Below are 20,329 nucleotides of genomic sequence, written 5' to 3'. Positions count from 1 at the left end.
GTCCCAAATCGCGAAAGGACCTCCATGTCCGCTCAACCGCCTGTCCCCACCGAAAAGGGCATTCTGCAGTTTCTGGCGATTTGCGATGCCTTCTATCCGCCAGACGCCGTTCAAGCATCGATCGAGCAGCAGCGAGATTGGTACGACGCTCTTTGCGCGCGCTTCGACCGCCCGCTGCCCCCAGAGATGATCTTTGCGGACGGCATGCTCCAGCGCATGCCGATCCGGCGCTATCGTCCGCGCAAAATCAGCACGCGGACCATTCTGCTCTATCTTCACGGCGGCGGCTTCGTCGTCGGTTCGCTCGAAAGCCATCATGCCATCTGCGCCGAGATTGCCGATTTTGCCGGTGCGGAACTCGTTTCCGTCGATTATCGGCTGGCCCCTGAATATCGCTGGCCGGCGCAGACGGATGACGGCTTTACTGTGTTGAAGCATCTGCTTTCCGCCAACAGCAAGGTCGTGCTGATCGGCGACAGCGCCGGCGGCAATCTGGCGGCGGGCCTTGCATTGCGCGCGCGCGACGAGGGCCTGTCCGGCGTCGTCGGCCAAGTCCTGATCTACCCGACGCTCAGCGGGAACCTCGATGCGGGCTCCTATGCCGAAATGGCCGCAGCGCCGGGACTGACGACGGCGGATGTCGCCTATTATCGCGAGATGCTGCAGGCACCGGCAGGCAATGAGATCGCCGAGCCGCTGCAGGCATCCTCGCTTGCCGGACTGCCGCCGGCCTTCATCACGGTCGCGCATTTCGATCCCCTCCGAGACGACGGCCGGCACTATGCCGCCCGGCTAGCCGCGGAGGGCGTCGAAGTCTGGTTCCGGGAGGAGCCGCAGATGGTGCATGCCTGGCTGCGCGCCCGCAACATGAGCGAAGGCGCCCGCGACGGCTTCCGCGCCGTCTGCGAGGCCATAAGGCGTTTTGCTGCGTCCTGACGATTACATCAGGTCGCGCGCGATCCGCTTTTCCGCAAAGACCTTTTCGAAGATCTGCACGTCGTCCTCGAAAGCGGTGACGACAGCGCTGATGACCCAATCGGTCCGGGTGCAGGCAATCCGTGCGGTCGCCACCGTGCGGGCGAACCAGCCGGGGCGACGCATGTCGCAGGTCCAGGTCGAGGTCCCGGTCATCGACAGCGGATTGTCGGATGAAATCGACCAGACTTCCTCGCGCAATTGCCGGGTCGAGAGACCTGTCTCAGGGTGTTCGGTGAGCCCGGTATCCTCGTGGATGTGATAGTCTGTCCGGTTGGCCGAGAGGTCGCGGACGACCTGCCGCTTCGTTACGGCGGCCGCGTGCTCGATGTATTTCGGCAGAGGGTCGGGATTGGCCGGTTCCTTGATGTCGATCCGCTGGTGCTCGCCGAGCATCGGCAGCCCCAGGCCGAGTGCCGCGATATCGATGTCGATGCCTTCGTCATCAGGCGGCGGCAGGATCATCGGCCAATAGGCGGTGGAGAGCGAAAGGCGGATGCGATGCCCCTTGCGGAAGCGATAACCGCAGGCATCAAGCACGAGCCGGATCGACACCTTCTCGCCTGGCATCAGCGGCTTGGGATCTGCATTGCCGTCCCGGTGGGTCAGATTGACGACGCCGAAGGCGACACGCGTTGCCGTGCCATCCGGATGGACATCGACGAGTCGGGCGCAGAGATTTCCGCCCGCCGCCCGCGACCGCAGCGCAAGCGTGACCACCGGCCGGCCGAGATAGTCGTGATCCGTCGCAAGCGGCATCGTATCGAAGACCAGCGAGCCGGCATCGTCCGAGCGCTGATCGATCGCCATTTCCGCGTCGGGTTTCAGCGTGAAATATTCACCCGATGCCGTCCCGGTGTCGAGCGGAGAGCGGAGATAGACGGCATGTTCGGGCGCATGCGGAGTCGGCATGCCTTCCGTCAGCTTGCCGAACTGCTCCACGTAGAAGCACTGCATCTGCGGCGGCGACCATACGTCCTTGGCGATCCAGAAACCCGGATCGCTGTCGCGTCGCGGGGCAGGGCGGATGGCGTCGAGAATATAGGCGCGGGCCTGCGGCAGCCTGACGATCCCATTGTCCTCGCCCCGCAGCCATCTGTTCCACCAGGCGATCGCTTCGCCATGAAAATCGGTGCGCGGCTTCGGCCAGGCGAAATGCGGATATTTGTGGACCCAGGGGCCGATCAGCGCCTTCGCTTTTTTGCCCAGGCCCTCGACCGCCATCAGCGGGGTATTACGGTAGCCGTCAGCCCAGCCGGCGATCACCAGCGTCGGGATTTCCACGCTCGAAAAATCCTCTGAGATCGAGCCATGACGCCAGAAATCGTCACGCCGCTGGTGGGCCAGCCACTCTTCCATGAAGAAGGGTTCGCCTGCCAGGCGTTCCAGCCACATTTCCTTCCAGCGCTCGCCGACGAGTGCCGGATCGGGCGGGCGCGACTGGTAACCGAGCATCGTCGCCGCCCATGAGAGCTGGGCGGAGAGATGGCAGCCGTTCTTATAGTGGATGTCGTCATTATAGCGGTCGACGGTCGAGGCGATCGATATGACGGCCTTCAGCGCCGGCGGGCGCAATGCTGCGACCTGCAGGCTGTTGAAGCCGCCCCAGGAGATGCCCATCATGCCGACCGAGCCGTTCGACCATGGCTGCGCGGCAATCCAGGCGATCAGCTCGCAGGCATTGGCAAGCTCGCATTCGGTATATTCGCCGTCGATGACGCCGTCGGATTCTCCCGATCCGCGGATATCGACACGCACGCCGGCAATGCCTGATGCCGCGAATACCGGATAGGTCGACTCATCCCTGAGGCAGGTTCCGTCCCGCTTGCGATAGGGCAGGAATTCGAAGACGGCGGGAACCGGATCTTCGCTAGCGCCATCCGGCATCCAGATGCGCGCGGCCAGCCGCGTCCCATCCTTCAGTACGATCCATTCATTCTCGATGGTGGTGAAGCCGCGCGAGGTCATGCTCATTCCTTGGTGCATATTCCATGAGAAGAGGGTTGGGCCCTCGTCAAGTCAGTTACCGGCGCTCTCCATGCGACGTGTGGTAAGCACGCGTTCCAGCCAGCCGATTTCCATTTCCGGCACGGATTTCAACAGCAGATCGGTGTAGTCGTCAAAGGGCGGCGATAGCGCCTTCGATTTCGGTCCGAACCGCACCAGCTTGCCACGATGCATCACCGCCACGCTGTCGGCAATCGCCCGGACGATGGCGATGTCGTGGGTGATGAAGACATAGGACAGCTGTTCTTCTTCCTGCAGGCGCAGAAGCAGCTTGAGGATGCCCTCCGCCACCAGCGGATCAAGCGCCGAGGTCGGCTCGTCGCAGAGGATGAGTTCAGGCTTGGCGGCAAGCGCTCTTGCTATCGCCACGCGCTGCTTCTGGCCGCCCGATAGTTCGGCCGGGTAGCGGTCGACGAAGCCCTTGCCCATCTCGATCTGATCGAGCAGTTCCTTCACCCGCGCAGTTTTCTCGGCACCTCTCAGACCATAATAGAAGGTCAGCGGGCGGCCGATGATGTCGCGGACCGTCTGGCGCGGGTTCATCGCCGTATCGGCCATCTGGTAGATCAGCTGGATTCGCCTCAGATCTTCGTTCGGCCGGCTCTTCAGACCCGGCATCAGCGGCTTGCCGTCAAAGACGATGCGCCCGCTGCTCGGCGGCAACAGGCCGGTAATGACGCGCGCCAGTGTCGATTTGCCGGACCCGGATTCGCCGACGACCGCGAGCGTCTGCCCCTTCGGCACGTGCAGCGTGACATCGTGCAGCACTTTGAAGCCGTTGGAATATTCGGCACTGACATTTTCGACCTTGAGAAGTGCCGTGGACTGGTCGGCGGCTTCCTCGCGGTAGGCCTGCCTGACATTGACGAGAGCGCGGGTATAGTCCTCCCGCGGCGCCTCGATGATCTGCTGGACGCTGCCATATTCCACTTGGCTGCCATAACGCAGGACCATGATGTCGTCCGAGATCTGGGCGACGACGGCAAGGTCATGGGTGATGTAGAGGGCGGCCGTGTGCGTTTCCTCGATGGCATGCTTGATCGCCGCCAGCACGTCGATCTGCGTGGTGACGTCGAGTGCTGTGGTCGGCTCGTCGAAGACGATCAGCTCGGGATTGGAGCAGAGCGCCATCGCCGTCATCGCCCGCTGCAGCTGGCCGCCGGAGACCTGATGGGGAAAGCGCTCGCCGAAGGTTTCGGGATTGGGCAGGCCGAGAACCCCGAACAGATAAAGCGCCCGTTTTCGCGCCTCGTCCTTGCTCATCAAACCATGTTTGACCGAAGCTTCGATCACCTGGTCGCCGAGCCTGTGGGCTGGATTGAAGGCGGCGGCGGCCGACTGCGCGACATAGCAGACCCGCGCGCCGCGGATTTTCCGGATGCCGTTCTTGCCGAGCGCCAGGATATCGGCGCCGTCGAGCCGCACCTCGCCACCGGTGATTTCGGCGCCGCCCCGGCCATAGGCGAGTGCGGAAAGGCCGATCGTCGACTTGCCGGCGCCCGATTCCCCGATCAGGCCGAGAACCTTGCCCTTCTGCAGATCGAAGGAAACGCCGTCGACGATCGTCACTCGCTTCGGCGGTTCACCCGGCGGATAGCTGGTTGCTTCGATCTTCAGATTGCGAACGGAAAGAAGCTCAGGCATCGCCACGCCCTCCCTTGAGGCTGGATGTGCGTTTCAGGAGCCAGTCGACCACGAGGTTGACGCAGACGGCAAGTGTCGCGATCGCCGTGCCCGGCACCAGCGCTGCCGAGATACCGAAGATGATGCCGTCCTTATTGTCCTTGACCATGCCGCCCCAATCGGCCGCAGGCGGCTGAATGCCGAGGCCGAGGAAGGAAAGCGTCGAGAGGAACAGGATCGAGAAGGCGAAGCGCAGCCCGAACTCTGCAAGCAGCGGCGACAGAGTGTTCGGCAGGATTTCGCGGAAGATGATCCAGAGCTTGCCTTCGCCGCGCAACGTCGCCGCCTCGACGAATTCCATCACCGCGACATCAAGCGCCACCGCACGGCCGAGACGATAGACGCGAGTGGAATCGAGGATTGCCATGACAAGGATCAGTACGACGATGTTCTGCGGTAGCACCGCAAGAACGACGAGCGCGAAAATCAGCGTCGGGATCGACATCATCAGATCGTTGAAACGCGAGAGGACCGTGTCGATAACGCCGCGTGAGACAGCGGCGGTGAAGCTGAGGATGATGCCGAGCGAGAAGGAGATGACGGTGGCGGCGGATGCGACCGTCAGCGTCGTGCGCGCGCCGTAGATCAGCCGCGAGAAGATGTCGCGGCCGAGATTGTCGAGACCGAAGATATATTGATTATCCGGCAACTGCCAGACGTCGCCGACGACCTGCGTCTCGCCATAGGGGGCGAGCCAGGGTGCGAAGATTGCGAAGATGAAGGCGATGGCGATACCGGCCATGCCGATCCAGGCGGTGATGGGGATGTCTCTCAATCTCATCGCGGATGCCTCAGCCGGGGATTGGCGATAATCGCGAGGATATCGGCCGTCATGTTGAGGAAGATATAGACGGCCGCGAAGATCAGGCCGCATGCCTGGACGACAGGCATGTCACGCACGGTGACCGCATCGACCATATACTGCCCCATGCCGGGATAGACGAAGACCACTTCGACAACGACGACGCCGACTACGAGATAGGCAAGCGTCAATGCGATGACGTTGATGATCGGCGCCAGCGCATTGGGGGCGGCATGCTTGACGATCGAGCGGAAGGCACTGAGTCCCTTCAGCTCTGCAGTCTCCATATAGGCCGACGACATGACGGAGAGGATTGCCGCCCGCGTCATGCGCATCATATGCGCGAGGACGACGAGCACGAGGGTCGCCGTCGGCAGCGCGATCGCCTTCAACCGCTCGACGAAACCCATGCTGTCATAGACCGTCGCCGGAAAGGTCGCCACGCCGAATTTCACCGCGAAGAACAGGATCAGCAGGTAGCCGACGAAGAATTCCGGCAGCGAGATCGCCGCAAGCGAGATGACGTTGATGATCTTATCCGGCAGGCGATTGCGGAAATGCACCGACAGCATGCCGAGCCCAACGGCGAGCGGCACCGATATCACCGCTGCGAAACCCGCCAGGAAGAGCGAATTGCCAAGGCGCTTGCCGATCTGTTCGCTCACCGAATTCTTGCTGGCCCAGGAGGTCCCGAAGTCCCCCTGGACGGCGTTGCCGAGCCATTCGACGTAACGCGTGGTGATTGGGCGGTTCAGCCCGAGATCCTGGCGAATATTGGCAACGGCCTGCGGTGTCGCCGACTGGCCGAGATAGGTGGTGGCAAAATCGCCGGGAAGGGCTTCCAGACCGCCGAAGATCACGATGGAAACGGCAAAGAGCAGGATGAGGCTGAGCACGAAGCGCTCGAGGATAAGGGCAAGCAGCGGAAAACGCTGCCGGAACCCGAGGCCGGGCAAGATGCTTGGGGCAGGATTGGTCATGGCGAGGACCTCGCGCTAAAACGTCGGGAGGACCGCGGGGTTTCAACCCACGGTCCCGGCTTCGTTGGAGATCGGAGGGGCAAACGCCCCCTTGCCATCAGGCCTCCAGCCAGACGCGGGTCGCGACGTAGCCGTTCGACATGTCGTTGCCGATGTCGTGGACATAACCCTTCACCTGCTTGGTGGAGGCGTTCACGAAGTCGTTGAACATCGGCAGGATCACCCCGCCCTCGTCGCGCACCGTCATCGCCATGGTGCGGTACATGTCCTTGCGCTTGGCTTCATCCAGTTCGGAGCGGGCCTGCAGCAGCAGCTTGTCGAAGTCAGGACGCTTGAACTTGGTGTCGTTCCAGTCCGCCGTCGAGAGATAGGCGGTGGAATACATCTGGTCCTGCGTCGGACGGCCACCCCAGTAGGAGGTCGAGAAGGGCTGGACATTCCAGACGTTGGTCCAGTAGCCGTCGCCCGGCTCGCGCTTGACCTCGATCTCGATGCCGGCCTTCTTGCAGCTTTCCTGATAAAGGACAGCCGCATCGACACCGCCGGGGAAGGCAACTTCGGAGGTGCGCAGGAGGACCGAGCCGCTATGGCCTGACTTCTTGTAGTGGAAGGCGGCCTTGTCAGGATCGTAAACGCGCTGCTCGATGCCCTCGGGAAACAGCGCATAGGTGCTGTTGATCGGGAAATCGTTGCCGACCTTGCCATAGCCGCCGAGGATCTTCTGCACCATGGTCTCGCGGTCCATGGCGTATTTGAGCGCGAGGCGCAGGTCGTTGTTGTCGAACGGCGCCGTGTCGCAGTGCATGATGAAGACGTAGTGGCCGCGGCCGGCAGTCGAGAGGATCTCGACGTTGGGGGCGCGCTTCAGCAGATTGACGGTCTTCGGGTCGACGCGGTTGATGTAGTGCACCTGGCCGGACGACAGGGCCGCGATGCGGGCGGTCGCATCGTTCATGCCGATGATTTCGATCGAATCGACATAACCCCGGTCGGTGCGCCAGTCGTCCTTGTTTCTTTCGAAGGTGGCGCGGACACCGGGCTCGAAGCTCGTCATCTTGTAGGGGCCGGTGCCTATCGAGGCCAGCGGATCATCGACGCCGCCATTCGGCTGGATGACCAGGTGGTAATCGGACAGAAGCAGCGGCATGTCGGCATTGCCTTCGCTGAGCGTCAGCACGAGATTGCCGCCGTCGGCCTTGATCTCCTTGATCGAGCCGAGAACGCCGAGCGCGCCGGATTCCGACTTCGCATCGGTATGACGCTTCAGCGTCGCAACGACGTCGTCGATCGTCAGTTCCTTGCCATTGTGGAACTTTACGCCCTTGCGGATCTTGAAGGTCCAGGTCGCCGCGTCCTTTGACGGCTCCCAGGATTCGGCGAGCGCCGGCACGGCAGCACCCGTCAGCGGATCGGATTCGACCAGCATGTCGCCCCAGCAGCGGCCGATGCAGAACATGACCTGCGACAGGAATTTTGCCGGATCGTTGGAATCGGTGGCCGCACCACCTTCGAGGCCGAGCTTCAGGTGGCCGCCGCGCTTCGGTTCGGCGGCTTCTGCACTTTCGGTGAAGAGCTTGTCGGCGACGGCAAGTGTGATGCCTGCCGCCATGGCGCGTCCCATGAATTCGCGGCGGCTGAGCCCGCCGGCGGTGACGCGGCTTGTGAGATATTTCGTGTAGTCGGTCATTCCCCTGTTCCTTCTTTGTGGTGCGTTGACAGAACTTCCGGGCATGGTCCGCAGGCGGTTTCCTCTCCTCCTCCGGTGCCCGCATCATGCGGGAAGATATTGCGGTTGCTGCCGCTTCTCTACTTTCCTTTCCAGATGGGGCTTCGCTTCTCGGCGAAGGCCCGCGCGCCTTCCAGTTGGTCCTCGCTCGAATAGAGCGTGTCGACCGTCGCAAACTGCCGCTTGGTGATCTTGTTCATGGCAGTCTGGAACGTCGAACCCTCCGCTTCGCGCACGATTTCCTTGATGGCCGCATAGACGAGCGGCGGCCCGCTCTCAAGCAGCCGGGCAAGCTCCCGGGCTCTGTCCATCAACCGGTCGGCCGGCAGGACCTCGTTGACGAAACCCCAGCGATGCGCCTCGTGAACGTCGAGCCAGCGCCCGGTCAAAAGCATGTCCATGGCGATGTGGTAAGGGATGCGCTTCGGCAGCTTGATGGAAGCCGCATCGGCAACCGTGCCCGAGCGGATTTCCGGCAGGGCGAAGGTCGCATGATCGGCGGCGAGGATCAGGTCGGCCGAGAGCGCGATCTCCAGTCCGCCGCCGCAACAGATGCCGTTGACCGCACAAATGACGGGCTTGTTGAGGTCGCGCAGTTCCTGCAGCCCGCCGAAGCCGCCCACACCGTAATCTCCATCGACCGCATCGCCTGATGCCGCCGCCTTGAGATCCCAGCCGGCACAGAAAAACTTCTCGCCGGCACCCGAGACGATGGCGACGCGCAACGTCGGATCGTCGCGGAAATCTTGGAAGATCAACCCCAGGGCACGGCTGGTCGCGAGGTCGATGGCATTCGCCTTCGGCCGGTCGATGACGACCTCGAGCACTCCGTCGTCCTGTCGTGTGCGAATGTGGTCGCTCAACCTATACTACCTCCTTCGCCGTATCAGGGCATCGACTACGGCAACGCCACGCCCTTCGGGAAGAACCATCAATGGATTAATGTCGAGTTCCTCCAAGCATGCCGCGTTCTTTACGACATAATCTGCCGTTGCTGAGACAACGCCGACAGCGGCTTCGAGATCGCCTTTTGGCCGCCCGCGATAGCCACCGATCAATTTTGCAAGTTTGAGGCGCGAAATCGCCGCGCGAATGTCGGTTTTCGTCGCCGGAAGTGGCAGGATGATGGAATCTTCAAGCAATTCAACGAAGATTCCGCCTGCTCCAAGCGTGAGCGACAATCCGAAGACAGGGTCGCGGATGGCGCCGACAATGAGCTCGGCGACCGGCGGATCAATCATTTTCTCGACGAGATAACCGGCATTCGGCGGCATTGCCGCTGCCGCATTCGACACGGCCTTAATATCCTCCAGGTTGAGCGCGACGGCCCCGGCCTCGGTCTTGTGCGCAATGCCGAGCGCTTTCAGCACGACGGGGAAACCGAGCCGCTCGGCCTGCTCGGCCGCTTGACCGGGAGAAGAGGCCAACAGGCCTCGCGGAATCGGAAGGCCGAAAGCGGCCAGCTCCGCCTTCGCATCGGCCTCCGTCAACGTCTCGATTTCGCCGTCCATAGGGGACACGTCGAGCAGCGGCAGGGGAGCCGGGCGATCCCACGCCCGGCCGATGCCGGCGGCGACTTCCGCCGCGACGATGGTTTCGTCGATGCCGCAGAAGGCAACGATGCCGTTTGCCATCAGCCGATCGGCGATGGGCTCCGGCATGTTTTCCGGAAGGGTCGCCAGAAGGCCGGCCAGCGCACCGGTTGCGGCGGCAGCCGTCATGACCGCGTCTGCCGTCATCGCCCATTCGGACGCATCGCAGCGGTCACCGCGCGGAAAATCGAGGACGACGAGATTGAGGGCATAGCCGCCCTCGAACATGGCGCTGAAGGCTTCGATCTGGCGTGCGAGATCCCCCCAGACGAAGGTGTGGTAATCGAGCGGATTGGACAGCGTCACCATCTCGCCGAGGACCCGCCGCAGCCGGGGCAATTGTTGCGGCTGCAGGGCTGCGAATTCCACGTTGCGACCGACGGCGGCATCCGCCATCAGCGACGCCTCGCCTCCGGAACAGCTCATCGACGAGATCGAATGGCTTGCGAGCGGCCCGGCGACATGCAGCAGCTTCAGGGTTTCCAAGAGCGCCGGCAGAGTCTGGACGCGGCCGAGGCCGAGGCGGGCGAGCACGGCATCCGCGACGGCATCGCTGCCGGCAAGCGAGGCGGTATGCGACACCGCCGCGCGTTTTGCCTGCTCGGACCTGCCGACCTTCAGCACGACGACCGGCTTCCTCGACCGTCGGGCCATGGTGGCCAGGCGTTCGAGTGCAGAGAGATCGCCGAAACCTTCGACATGAAGGCCGACCGCCGTGACACGCGGGTCGTCGATCAGTGCGCAGGCGACATCGGCGAGCGATGTCTGCGCCTGATTGCCGGCGGTGACGACATAGGCGATCGGCACGCCGCGGGTCTGCATGGTCAGGTTGATGGCGATATTGGAGGATTGTGTGAGGATCGCGACGCCACGTTCGATACGCTGCATGCCATGCTGATCGGGCCACAGCAGCGCACCGTCGAGACCGTTGATCAGTCCGTAGCAATTCGGCCCGAGGATCGGCATGTCGCCGGCCGCCTGCAAAAGGGCCTGCTGCAGTTCGGCACCGTCGCCGAGTTCACCCGTCGCCTCGCTGAAACCCGATGCATAACAAACTGCACCGCCGGCACCGGCCTCAGAAAGGCTACGGACGATCTCGACGGTCAGCATCCTATTGACGCCGACGAAGGCGGCGTCCGGAGCCGAAGGCAGGTCGGATACGGAGCGATAACAGGGCCGCCCCAGCACCTCGTCGAGCTTCGGATGAACAGGCCAGATCTCACCGGCAAAACCCATGCGGTCGCATTGCTCGATCACCCTGCGCGCCTCACGGCCGCCGAAGACGGCGATCGTTTGCGGTCTGAGCAGGCGGTCGAGCGGGCGAGGCGTCATCGGCTCACGCTCCCAAGGGTCTAAGCAGGTCGCGGCTGATGATATGCCGCTGGATTTCGGAGGTGCCGTCCCAGATGCGCTCGACACGCGCATCGCGCCAGAAGCGGGCAAGCGGCAGGTCGTCCATCAGGCCCATGCCGCCAAAGATCTGGATCGCTTCATCGGTGACCCGGGCCAGCATTTCGGAAGAGTAAAGCTTGGCCGAGGCGATCTGCCGGTCCGCGGAGAGGCCGGCATCGAGCCGCCAGGCGGCGGCGAGCGTCAGCCAGTCGGCCGCGTCGATCTCGGTAATCATATCGGCGAGTTTGAACGACACGCCCTGATTGGCCCCGATCGGCTTACCGAACTGCTTGCGCTCGGCGGCATAAGGCAGCGTCATGTCGAAGACGCGCCGTGCCCGGCCGACGCAGGTGGCGGCCACCGTCAACCGCGTGCCATAGAGCCATTGATTGGCGATTTCGAAGCCACGATGCACCTCGCCAAGTACCTGGCTTCCCGGAATCCGGCAATCGGTGAAGCTGAGCGTTGAGTTATGGTAGCCGCGATGCGAAACGGAATCGTAGCCCTTGAGTATCTCGAAGCCCGGCGTGCCGCGATCCACCAGGAAGGCGGTGATCTTCTTCTTGATGCCTTTCGGCGTTTCCTCCTCGCCCGTCGCGGCAAAGACGATAACGAAATCGGCGACATCGGCATGCGAAATGAAGTGTTTCGTGCCGTTGAGAACGAAGTCGCTGCCGTCGCGGCGGGCGGCGCATTTCATGCCGCGCATGTCCGACCCGGCGTCCGGCTCGGTGATGGCGAGCGCATCGATCTTCTCGCCGCGCACCGCGGGTAGGAGGTAGCGCTCACGCTGCTCGCCCTCGCAGGCCATCAGGATGCCTGAAGGCCGGCCGAAGAAAACCGTCAGCCCGAGGGAACCGCGCCCGAGCTCCCGCTCGACCAGCGTGAAGGTGACATGGTCGAGGCCGGCGCCGCCGACTTCTTCCGGGAAATTACAGGCATAGAAGCCAAGATCGATGCATTTGCGCCGGATCTCGTCTCCGAGCTCCGGCGGGACGATGCCGCTGCGCTCGACCTCGTTTTCATGCGGATAGATTTCGGTCTCGACGAAGGCGCGGACCGTCTCGACGATCATTTCCTGTTCTTCGCTCAGTCCGAAATTCATGCCGATCCTCCTACCGCCTCTGGCCGACGTGACGGCCGGCGCCTTCGGGCGCTGCCAACTCCGCATGGGCTCTGCCGATCGCCTTGACCTTGTCGAGAATAACGGCCGGCGCCGGTGTGGCCTTGCCGGCCTTGCTGTCGACATGCAGCAACATGTGCTCGGCGGTTGCGAGAGCCTCGCCCGTCGCCGTATCGTGAAGCGTGTGGAAGACGTGCAGCCGCTTGTCGTCGACATCAAGGATCCGGCAGGTCGAATGAATCGCCTGGCCGAGCTTCGCTTCGCCGAGATGGCGGATGTGGGTTTCCACCGTGTAGTAGCTGTGTCCCGCCTCGACATAGGCGACGTCGACGCCGACGAGGCGCAGCAGCGCATCTGAGGTATCGCCGAAAACCTGCAGGTAGCGGTGTTCGGTCATATGGCCGTTATAGTCGACCCAGGCAGGGCTGACTTTCGTCTCGACGAGCCTCAGCGGCTTCGACGGGTCGAAAGACGTCGTTGTCCCGCCGCCTTGTGCCCAGAGCGATTGCTCGAAGTCCTTCAGCAGCTTGCCGGCGCCCCAGCCCTTGCCGCCATCGCCGCCCTTGAGGGCCTGCAGGATGCCGACGAGGTTTTCATCGCGGATGCGTTCGAGTTCACGGATCGAGAGGCCGGCCGCCTGTTCGTCGGATTGCTGGCCGATCTTTTCGATCAGCGCATCGTCGAGATCGACGACATCGGTGAGCTTGGTCCAGGGCCAGGCAAGGCAGGGGCCGAACTGGGCGAGGAAGTGGCGCATGCCGGCCTCGCCGCCGGCAATGCGGTAGGTCTGGAACAGGCCCATCTGCGCCCAGCGCAGGCCGAAGGAATAGCGGATGACGTCATCGAGCGTCTCGACGGTGCAGATATCGTCGTGGATCAGCCACAAGGCCTCGCGCCAGAGCGCTTCGAGCAGCCGGTCGCCGACAAAGGCCTCGATCTCCTTGGCGATGTGAACGCCCTTCATGCCGATCGGCTGCAATCTTTCCATCGCCGCCTTGATGGTCGCCGCCGAGGTCTTCTCGCCGCCGACGATTTCGACGAGCGGCAGCAGATAGACGGGATTATAGGGGTGGGCGACGAAGAGGCGTTCGGGATGCTTCATGTCGCGCTGCAGATCGGTCGGCAGCAGGCCTGAGGTGGACGAGCCGATCAGGGCGTCTGGGCGCGCCACAGCATCGATCGCAGTCAGGACGCCGCGCTTGAGGTCGAGCCTTTCCGGCACGCTTTCCTGAATCCAGTCGGCGCCGGCAACGGCTTCCTCGAGCGTCGCGCAGAAGGTCAGCCTGCCGTGCGGCGGCAGGGGTGCTCCGGTCAGCATGGCATAGGCTTTTTCGGCATTGGCGATGACTTCGCCGACGATGCGGCTCGCCTCCGGATGCGGGTCGAACACATCAACGTCGATACCGGCCAGCAGGAAACGCGCGATCCATCCGCCGCCGATGACGCCGCCGCCGATACAAGCCGCCTTGTTGATCCCAGTCATGCCGTCCTCAGCGCTTCGTCAGTTTGAGTTTCTTGCGAACGTCTTCCGGACCGATAATCCGGGCACCCATGCCTTCGACCACCTGCACGGCCTTTTCGACCAACTGCGCATTGGTGGCGAGTTGGCCCTTGCCGACAAAGAGGTTGTCTTCCAGGCCGACGCGGACATTGCCGCCGGCGAGCACCGCCGCCGCCGGATAGGCCATGGCGTTGCGGCCGATCGAAAAGGCTGAGAAGGTCCAGCTCTCAGGCACGTTGTTGACCATCGCCATGAAGGTGTTGAGATCGTCGGGCGCCCCCCACGGAATGCCCATGCAGAGCTGGATCAGCACCGGGTCTTCGATCAGACCTTCCTCGGCAAGCTGCTTGGCAAACCAGAGATGGCCGGTGTCGAAGGCCTCGATCTCGGGGCGGACGCCGAGATCGGTCATCTTCTTCGCCATCGCCCGCAGCATGGCCGGCGTGTTGGTCATGACATAGTCGCCGAGGTTGAAGTTCATCGTGCCGCAGTCGAGCGTGCAGATCTCTGGCAGGCATTCGGCGACATGGCTGACGCGCTCGGTGGCGCCGGCCATATCCGTGCCCTTGGGGTTAAGGGGAAGGGGGCTCTCGACATCCCCGAAGATCAGATCCCCGCCCATGCCGGCGGTGAGATTGAGGACGACGTCGACATCCGCCGAGCGGATGCGGTCGGTGACTTCCCTGTAGAGATCGTTACGGCGGCTGGCGGCGCCCGTTTCCGGATCGCGGACATGGCAGTGAACGACCGCAGCACCGGCCTTTGCCGCGTCGATGGCGGAATCGGCGATCTGCTTGGGAGTGATCGGCACGTGGGTGGATCTGGAAACCGTGTCGCCGGCGCCGGTGACGGCGCAGGTGATGAAGACATCGCGGTTCATCGCAAGAGGCATGTTTTTGTTCTCCCTCGTCTTATCCGCATTACGCGACAGGATGGATGGCGATGCGTTGCAATTTCGGAAGCAATCGATACATTATCGGAACTCACAGGAGGGGATCTTGCTGCAGCGATCGACGGAACGGCTCGATATCGACCTTCTCGTCCTGCCGGACGCGAACCTGATCCTGATCGCCTCGGTCATCGAGCCGCTGCGTGGCGCCAACCGCATTTCCGGCAGCGAACTCTATCGCTGGCGGCTGCTGACGCCGGACGGAGCGCCGGTCCTGACCACCAGCGATATCGCCGTGCCCGCGCAAGGCGCTTTCAAGGCGACGACCGAGGATACGCCGCTGTTCGTGCTGGCCAGTTACAATTGGCGCCGAAGTGCTACGCCGGCGCTGAAGATGCAGCTCTCCCAGGCCGCCCGCTATCGCACGGTGATTGCCGGCATCGAATCCGGCACATGGCTGCTGGCCGAAGCCAGCCTGCTCGACGGACTGCCGGCGACTGTCCACTGGGAGGACTACGAGGATTTTGCGCTGGCTTATCCTGAGGTGCGGGCCGTCAAGGATCGGTTCGTCATCGACGGCAAGCGGCTGACGACCTCGGGTTCGCTTCCGACCGTCGACCTGATGCTGGAAGTGATCCGGCAACGGCAGGGGTATTCGCTGGCGCTCGAGGTCAGCCGGCTGTTCCGTTACGAGCAGCCTTCCTTCCATGCCGATGAGCCGCTTTCCGCAGCCTCAGCCGGCTTGCGCATGCACGATCCCCGCGTGACGCAGGCAGTACGGCTGATGGAGGAGCATATCGAGCAGCCTCTGGTCCTGGCACGGCTGGCCCGCCGGGTGGGGATCAGCGCCCGGCATCTGCAGGATCTCTTCCAGCAGAGCATCGGCGCGCCGCCGCATGTGCATTATCTGGCGCTGCGCCTGAATGCGGCGCGCCGCAAGGTGATCGAGACGACAGCCTCGTTTGCCGACATCGCGGCGGCGACCGGCTTCAATTCGGCCTCTGCTTTTGCGAGAAGCTACCGGGCGAGTTTTTCCGAGAGCCCGTCGGAGACCCGGCGCCGCTTGCGCCGCCGCATCACGTCATCGGAGATGCTGGGATAGGCTGGAACGCGTCCCGTATCATTTCAGCAAGTTCCCGGACGGCTTCGCTGGAACGGTAGGTGCTTCGGCGGAGCACGACCTTGGAGGAATCGACCGGCGGGAAACCGTCTTCGGCGGTCAGCTCCCGGCAGCCGGGCGGTATGTTGCTGCGGGAAAGCGTGGTGACGGCAAGGCCGGCGATCACGGCATTCTTCAGCCCCGAGCCGGTATCGGCGATGAAGGCGATCCGGTAATTGCGGCCGATCTGCTCCAGCGACCGGAGCGCAAAATCGCGCGACCAGGTGGAGTTGCGATAGGTCGCAATGGGCAGGGGATTGATGTCGTGCAGCCGGTGGACCATCGACGTCACCCAGACTGTGGGATCGATGCAGATGACCTCGCCTTTGGTCTCATCGCTCCAGTCGAAAACGACGGCCAGATCGAGCTCGTCCCGCTCGAGGGCGGCCAGGTTGCGGACCGTATAGTCGCAGGACACGGTGACCTCGACGGCCGGGTGGCGGACAGCGAAAGCCGCAAGGGCCGCCGGCAGTACCGTCTGGCTGTATTCCTCGGGAATTCCGATGCGCACCGGTCCATCCAGCGGTTTGCTGCGGATCGTCGCGGCCGCCTCGTTCAAAAGATCGATGATCCTGCGGGCGTAGGGCACCAGCTGTATGCCCGGGCGCGTGAGCAGCACGCCGCGGGCACCGCGATCGAACAGCGTTTCGCCGATCGTCTGCTCGAGCCGCTTGATCTGGGTGCTGACGGCCGATTGTGTTCGCCCGATGCGTTGGGCGGCGGCGGAGAAGTTCGACGTCTCGGCGACGACCAGGAAGGTTCTCAGCAGGTCGCTCTCAATCGGCTCGTGCATCGGAATAGCCATAGAAAAAATCGATGGTAGTCATCTCTACTATTCGTTTGTCTGATGTCAATTCTGGGCGCACAAAAGAGCCGCGTTCGACTTCCTTCTTTGAGAATATCTGCGTGACCATTGAAAATCCGGCCAGACGCCTCGCAGGCAGCGAGCACGAGAAGGGTGTGCTTCTCATCATTGCCGCGACGCTTGCCTGGAGCGCGAGCGGTGTTTATTCGCGGCTGCTCACCACCGACGTATGGACGGCGATCGCCTGGCGGTCGTTGTTCGGCGGCCTGTTCCTGCTGATCCCCTGCCTTTTCCTCGAAGGGGGCATCTCGCGGCAGCAATGGCGTTCCGTCTTCCATCCGTCCGGACTTGCAATGATCGCATGCCAGACCTTCAGTCAGGTATGCTTCATCGGGGCGCTCTACATGACCACCGTCGCCAATGTGACGATGATCTATGCGACCGCGCCTTTCATCGCAGCGTTGCTCGGCTGGGTCATCCTCAGGGAGAGGGTCTCCAGGCGGACGCTGATTGCCGGCGGCATCTCGCTCCTCGGCGTTGCGGTCATCGTCGCCTCGTCGATCGGCGGCGGGACCGGTTGGGGTGACCTTTTGGCGCTCGGCATGACGGCGTCCTTTGCGCTCGTCATCATCATTCCGCGCATCAATCCCGGCGTGCCGAGCCTGCCTCCGACCGTCGTCAGCGCCTTCCTGACGCTTGCCATCTTTGCTCCGTTCGGTTCGGTCGGCTCGCTCGACCTGCACAACTGGATCGTCCTTGCTGCTTTCGGCGCGACCAATTTCTCTCTCGCACTGGTGCTCTTCCTTGCCGGGGCGAAACGAATGCCACCGGCGGAGGCGGCGCTGATCGGCACGATGGAAATCGTGCTCACGCCCTTCTGGGTCTGGCTGCTGTTTTCCGAGCAGCCGCCCGTTGCCACCTTTTTCGGCGGTGCGATCATCCTTGGCGCCGTGCTCTGGCACACGGCCATCGACGTCAACCGCAGCCGCCGGCAGCATCGCGCCTAGGCTTGCCATCTCGAGGCAGCGGCAATCAAATCTTCCCCCGACGAACCGGAAAACCGCCGCATTCGCGGGTTCATTACTTATCCCACGTGGCGAGCCATTGCGACTTTGCCGACTGTCGTCTTTGAGTTGCGCCCATGTCGTTTTCTTGATCGCTGTTTTCGGTCAGGCGTGGTTTGTTTGTGGTGTCCAAAGCGCTATCTCGCAAACTGGCGAAATGGACCATTGGCAAGCCGGCCTGACGTCGGCGCTGCCCCGCAGCGGTAGAAGAACTGAAATCCTCAAGGAAATCGCCGGATAGACATCCGGAAAGATATCGAGATGGATCGAAAGGAGATTCTGGAGCTGGAAACCAGCTCTTGGCACAGCAAATCGACGGATTGCGGCAGACGGTCACGAGCGGAACGACAGGCGAAAGCCGTGCCGTTTGCTCCTCTTCTCCATCCAATCTGTCCCTTTTGCAAAATCCGAATATCGCCCGGTGCGGCGGTATCCTCGTGTTGTGGACACCGGGCTGCAGAGGAGGCAGGCCGGAGGGAAGGTTGCCATCGGCTGCATCGGTTGCAGATCGAGGCATTCAAACAAGTGGGAGGAATCCATGAGCAAAAATAGAGGCGTCGTCTATCTCCGGCCGGGCAAGGTCGAAGTCCGCGACATCGACGATCCGAAGCTGGAAGCGCCCGACGGCCGCCGCATCGAACACGGCGTCATCCTGAAGGTGATATCGACCAATATCTGCGGCTCCGATCAGCATATGGTCCGCGGCCGCACGACGGCGATGCCGGGCCTGGTCCTCGGTCATGAAATCACCGGCGAGATCATCGAGAAAGGCATCGATGTCGAGATGCTCGACATCGGCGATATCGTCTCGGTGCCTTTCAATGTCGCCTGCGGCCGTTGCCGCTGCTGCAAGTCTCAGGATACCGGTGTCTGCCTGACGGTAAACCCGGCCCGCGCCGGCGGTGCCTACGGTTATGTCGACATGGGCGGCTGGATCGGCGGACAGGCGCGCTACGTCACCATTCCCTATGCAGATTTCAACCTGCTGAAAATCCCCGATCGGGACAAGGCAATGGCGAAGATCCGGGATCTCACCATGCTCTCCGACATTCTGCCCACCGGCTTCCATGGCGCGGTGCGTGCAGGCGTTGGGGTCGGCTCGACCGTCTATGTCGCCGGCGCCGGCCCGGTCGGCCTTGCGGCTGCGGCTTCGGCTCGCATTCTCGGTGCTGCAGTCGTGATGATCGGTGATTTCAACAAGGACCGCCTGGCGCATGCGGCGAAGGTCGGTTTCGAACCGATCGACCTGTCGAAGAGCGACCGTCTTGGCGACATGATTGCGCAGGTCGTCGGCACCAATGAGGTGGACAGCGCCATCGATGCGGTCGGCTTCGAGGCACGCGGCCACTCGGGCGGCGAACAGCCGGCGATCGTCCTCAATCAGATGATGGAGATTACCCGTGCCGCAGGTTCGATCGGCATTCCCGGCCTCTACGTTACCGAGGATCCGGGCGCCGTCGACAACGCCGCCAAACACGGCAATCTGTCGCTTCGTTTCGGCCTCGGATGGGCCAAGGCGCAGTCCTTCCACACCGGCCAGACTCCGGTGATCAAATATAATCGTCAGCTCATGCAGGCGATCCTCCACGACCGACTGCCGATTGCCGATATCGTCAACGCCAAGGTCATCCCGCTCGACGATGCCGCTGCTGGATATGAGAGCTTCGACCATGGGGCGGCGACAAAATATGTCCTCGATCCGCACGGAGAGGTCGCGAAAGCCGCATAGTGCTAACGACCGAAGACAGGGATGGTCGGGCAAAAACCCGACCATCCCGCATTCTCGAATATCGGCCGGCGAACTACTGGATGCTGAACGGGAAATATTTGGCGTTGATCATATCGTAGGTTCCGTCCGCCTTGATGCTCTTCAGCGCTTCGTTCAGGCGCGTCAGACGCTCCTTGTCATCCAGGCGCAGCGCGATACCAGCACCCTCACCGAAGTATGTGACGTCGACCAGATCCGGCCCTTTGAACTCGCAGCAGCTTCCTGCCTTGGTGTTGGCAATCCAGTCATAGATGGCGAGTTTATCCTCGAGGATAATGTCGACACTCCCATCCGCCAGACCCTTGTACAATTCGGGCGAAGACCGAAAAATCGTCTTTTCCATCTCCGGATAGAGATGGTTGGCAAAGGACTCCTGCGCTGTCGACGATGTCACCCCAAGTTTTTTGTCGCTGAGGGCGACGGGGCTGATGTCGTTGATCGACGAATCCTTGCGAACGATGAACACCGACGGGCTGTTGTAGTATTTTTCAGTGAAGGCAACCTTTTGACGCCGCTCGAGGCTCATCGACATGGATGAGATGATCGCGTCATATTTGTCGGCAACGAGATTGGGAATGATGTCGTCCCACTTCTCGATGATGAATTGGCATTCGAACTTGCCGACCTCGCACAGCGCATTGGCAATATCGATATCGAAGCCCTGAAGCTTGTTATTTGCATCGAGATAGTTGAAGGGCGGAAACGCACCTTCGACGGCAATTCTCATCGGCGTGCGATCTTGCGCAGCCACCTCGAGCGGCGAGGCAGCCAAAAAGATACCGATCCCGCCCGCCATCAGCGCTCCGCGCAATATAGTCTGAATGGATATGCGCAACATCGTCGGGAGCTCCTTGGGGCATAGT

General features: G+C 62.4%; 16 protein-coding genes and 1 riboswitch. Of the genes, 4 read left to right on the top strand and 12 right to left on the bottom strand.

Annotated features, from left to right (window positions below):
* Positions 1-24 precede the first annotated feature (24 nt).
* A complete protein-coding gene (locus tag RL_RS29325) occupies positions 25-936 on the top strand; it encodes an alpha/beta hydrolase (protein ID WP_011654409.1) in 912 nt (303 codons plus the stop codon).
* A 3-nt stretch (positions 937-939) separates the two neighbouring features.
* Here RL_RS29325 and RL_RS29320 read toward each other — a convergent pair whose 3' ends face one another.
* The 10 genes from RL_RS29320 to RL_RS29275 all read right to left on the bottom strand — a co-directional run bounded on the left by RL_RS29320 (position 940) and on the right by RL_RS29275 (position 14,673).
* Entirely contained in the window at positions 940-2,943 is a 2,004-nt protein-coding gene (locus RL_RS29320) for a CocE/NonD family hydrolase (RefSeq protein WP_011654408.1), read from the bottom strand.
* 51 nt (positions 2,944-2,994) lie between these two features.
* Positions 2,995-4,626: an ABC transporter ATP-binding protein gene (locus tag RL_RS29315; RefSeq protein ID WP_011654407.1), complete on the bottom strand. Its 1,632-nt coding sequence runs from the start codon at positions 4,624-4,626 to the stop codon at positions 2,995-2,997.
* Positions 4,619-5,446 (bottom strand): ABC transporter permease, encoded by an 828-nt coding sequence (locus RL_RS29310; RefSeq protein ID WP_011654406.1) that lies wholly within the window; start codon positions 5,444-5,446, stop codon positions 4,619-4,621. The genes RL_RS29315 and RL_RS29310 overlap by 8 nt, the downstream gene beginning before the upstream one ends.
* Entirely contained in the window at positions 5,443-6,447 is a 1,005-nt protein-coding gene (locus tag RL_RS29305) for an ABC transporter permease (protein ID WP_003538489.1), read from the bottom strand. Before RL_RS29305 ends, RL_RS29310 begins: the two co-directional genes overlap by 4 nt.
* Positions 6,448-6,544: 97 nt before the next feature.
* Positions 6,545-8,134, bottom strand: a complete 1,590-nt coding sequence (locus tag RL_RS29300; protein ID WP_011654405.1) for an ABC transporter substrate-binding protein — start codon at positions 8,132-8,134, stop codon at positions 6,545-6,547.
* A gap of 119 nt (positions 8,135-8,253) precedes the next feature.
* Positions 8,254-9,036 (bottom strand): carnitinyl-CoA dehydratase, encoded by a 783-nt coding sequence (locus tag RL_RS29295; RefSeq protein ID WP_011654404.1) that lies wholly within the window; start codon positions 9,034-9,036, stop codon positions 8,254-8,256.
* Positions 9,037-9,042: 6 nt separating this feature from the next.
* Entirely contained in the window at positions 9,043-11,097 is a 2,055-nt protein-coding gene (locus tag RL_RS29290; protein WP_011654403.1) for an acetate--CoA ligase family protein, read from the bottom strand.
* A 4-nt stretch (positions 11,098-11,101) separates the two neighbouring features.
* The gene (locus tag RL_RS29285) at positions 11,102-12,262 is read right to left on the bottom strand and encodes an acyl-CoA dehydrogenase family protein (protein WP_011654402.1); all 1,161 of its coding nucleotides are present in this window, start codon (positions 12,260-12,262) and stop codon (positions 11,102-11,104) included.
* Positions 12,263-12,272: 10 nt separating this feature from the next.
* Entirely contained in the window at positions 12,273-13,763 is a 1,491-nt protein-coding gene (locus RL_RS29280; RefSeq protein ID WP_011654401.1) for a carnitine 3-dehydrogenase, read from the bottom strand.
* 7 nt (positions 13,764-13,770) lie between these two features.
* Positions 13,771-14,673 carry a 3-keto-5-aminohexanoate cleavage protein gene (locus tag RL_RS29275; protein ID WP_011654400.1) on the bottom strand — a complete coding sequence of 301 codons (903 nt, stop codon included), beginning with the start codon at positions 14,671-14,673 and terminating at the stop codon, positions 13,771-13,773.
* On the opposite strand from RL_RS29275, the gene RL_RS29270 reads away from it, so the two are divergent.
* Positions 14,672-15,772 carry a GlxA family transcriptional regulator gene (locus RL_RS29270; protein ID WP_011654399.1) on the top strand — a complete coding sequence of 367 codons (1,101 nt, stop codon included), beginning with the start codon at positions 14,672-14,674 and terminating at the stop codon, positions 15,770-15,772. The two genes, RL_RS29275 and RL_RS29270, sit on opposite strands and share 2 nt — an antisense overlap.
* On the opposite strand, the gene RL_RS29265 is transcribed toward RL_RS29270, so the two are convergent.
* Positions 15,747-16,622 (bottom strand): LysR substrate-binding domain-containing protein, encoded by an 876-nt coding sequence (locus tag RL_RS29265; RefSeq protein ID WP_041936853.1) that lies wholly within the window; start codon positions 16,620-16,622, stop codon positions 15,747-15,749. The two genes, RL_RS29270 and RL_RS29265, sit on opposite strands and share 26 nt — an antisense overlap.
* A 113-nt stretch (positions 16,623-16,735) precedes the next feature.
* Between RL_RS29265 and RL_RS29260 the strand changes: the two genes are divergently transcribed.
* Positions 16,736-17,641, top strand: coding sequence for a DMT family transporter (locus RL_RS29260; RefSeq protein ID WP_011654397.1), 906 nt, complete (start codon positions 16,736-16,738; stop codon positions 17,639-17,641).
* Positions 17,642-17,813: 172 nt separating this feature from the next.
* Positions 17,814-18,014, top strand: a riboswitch (cobalamin riboswitch).
* A gap of 222 nt (positions 18,015-18,236) precedes the next feature.
* Positions 18,237-19,427, top strand: coding sequence for a formaldehyde dehydrogenase, glutathione-independent (gene fdhA / locus RL_RS29255; RefSeq protein ID WP_011654396.1), 1,191 nt, complete (start codon positions 18,237-18,239; stop codon positions 19,425-19,427).
* 73 nt (positions 19,428-19,500) lie between these two features.
* On the opposite strand, the gene RL_RS29250 is transcribed toward fdhA, so the two are convergent.
* Complete coding sequence (locus RL_RS29250; RefSeq protein WP_011654395.1) at positions 19,501-20,304, bottom strand: transporter substrate-binding domain-containing protein; 804 nt, start codon at positions 20,302-20,304, stop codon at positions 19,501-19,503.
* Positions 20,305-20,329 lie beyond the last annotated feature (25 nt).

The sequence above is a fragment of the Rhizobium johnstonii 3841 genome, assembly GCF_000009265.1.
Classification (GTDB): Bacteria; Pseudomonadota; Alphaproteobacteria; order Rhizobiales; family Rhizobiaceae; genus Rhizobium; species Rhizobium acaciae.
Note: the sequence above shows the minus strand (reverse complement) of the source record. Positions and strands in the feature narration are given on the sequence as shown.

Excerpts from the sequence above, each read along its gene's own strand:
- RL_RS29265 (WP_041936853.1), bottom strand. The coding sequence starts at position 16,622 with ATGCACGAGCCGATTGAGAGCGACCTGCTGAGAACCTTCCTGGTCGTC.
- RL_RS29300 (WP_011654405.1), bottom strand. The coding sequence starts at position 8,134 with ATGACCGACTACACGAAATATCTCACAAGCCGCGTCACCGCCGGCGGG.
- RL_RS29270 (WP_011654399.1), top strand. The coding sequence starts at position 14,672 with ATGTTTTTGTTCTCCCTCGTCTTATCCGCATTACGCGACAGGATGGAT.
- RL_RS29320 (WP_011654408.1), bottom strand. The coding sequence starts at position 2,943 with ATGACCTCGCGCGGCTTCACCACCATCGAGAATGAATGGATCGTACTG.
- RL_RS29310 (WP_011654406.1), bottom strand. The coding sequence starts at position 5,446 with ATGAGATTGAGAGACATCCCCATCACCGCCTGGATCGGCATGGCCGGT.
- fdhA (WP_011654396.1), top strand. The coding sequence starts at position 18,237 with ATGAGCAAAAATAGAGGCGTCGTCTATCTCCGGCCGGGCAAGGTCGAA.
- RL_RS29280 (WP_011654401.1), bottom strand. The coding sequence starts at position 13,763 with ATGACTGGGATCAACAAGGCGGCTTGTATCGGCGGCGGCGTCATCGGC.
- RL_RS29250 (WP_011654395.1), bottom strand. The coding sequence starts at position 20,304 with ATGTTGCGCATATCCATTCAGACTATATTGCGCGGAGCGCTGATGGCG.
- RL_RS29305 (WP_003538489.1), bottom strand. The coding sequence starts at position 6,447 with ATGACCAATCCTGCCCCAAGCATCTTGCCCGGCCTCGGGTTCCGGCAG.
- RL_RS29275 (WP_011654400.1), bottom strand. The coding sequence starts at position 14,673 with ATGCCTCTTGCGATGAACCGCGATGTCTTCATCACCTGCGCCGTCACC.
- RL_RS29290 (WP_011654403.1), bottom strand. The coding sequence starts at position 11,097 with ATGACGCCTCGCCCGCTCGACCGCCTGCTCAGACCGCAAACGATCGCC.
- RL_RS29315 (WP_011654407.1), bottom strand. The coding sequence starts at position 4,626 with ATGCCTGAGCTTCTTTCCGTTCGCAATCTGAAGATCGAAGCAACCAGC.
- RL_RS29325 (WP_011654409.1), top strand. The coding sequence starts at position 25 with ATGTCCGCTCAACCGCCTGTCCCCACCGAAAAGGGCATTCTGCAGTTT.
- RL_RS29285 (WP_011654402.1), bottom strand. The coding sequence starts at position 12,262 with ATGAATTTCGGACTGAGCGAAGAACAGGAAATGATCGTCGAGACGGTC.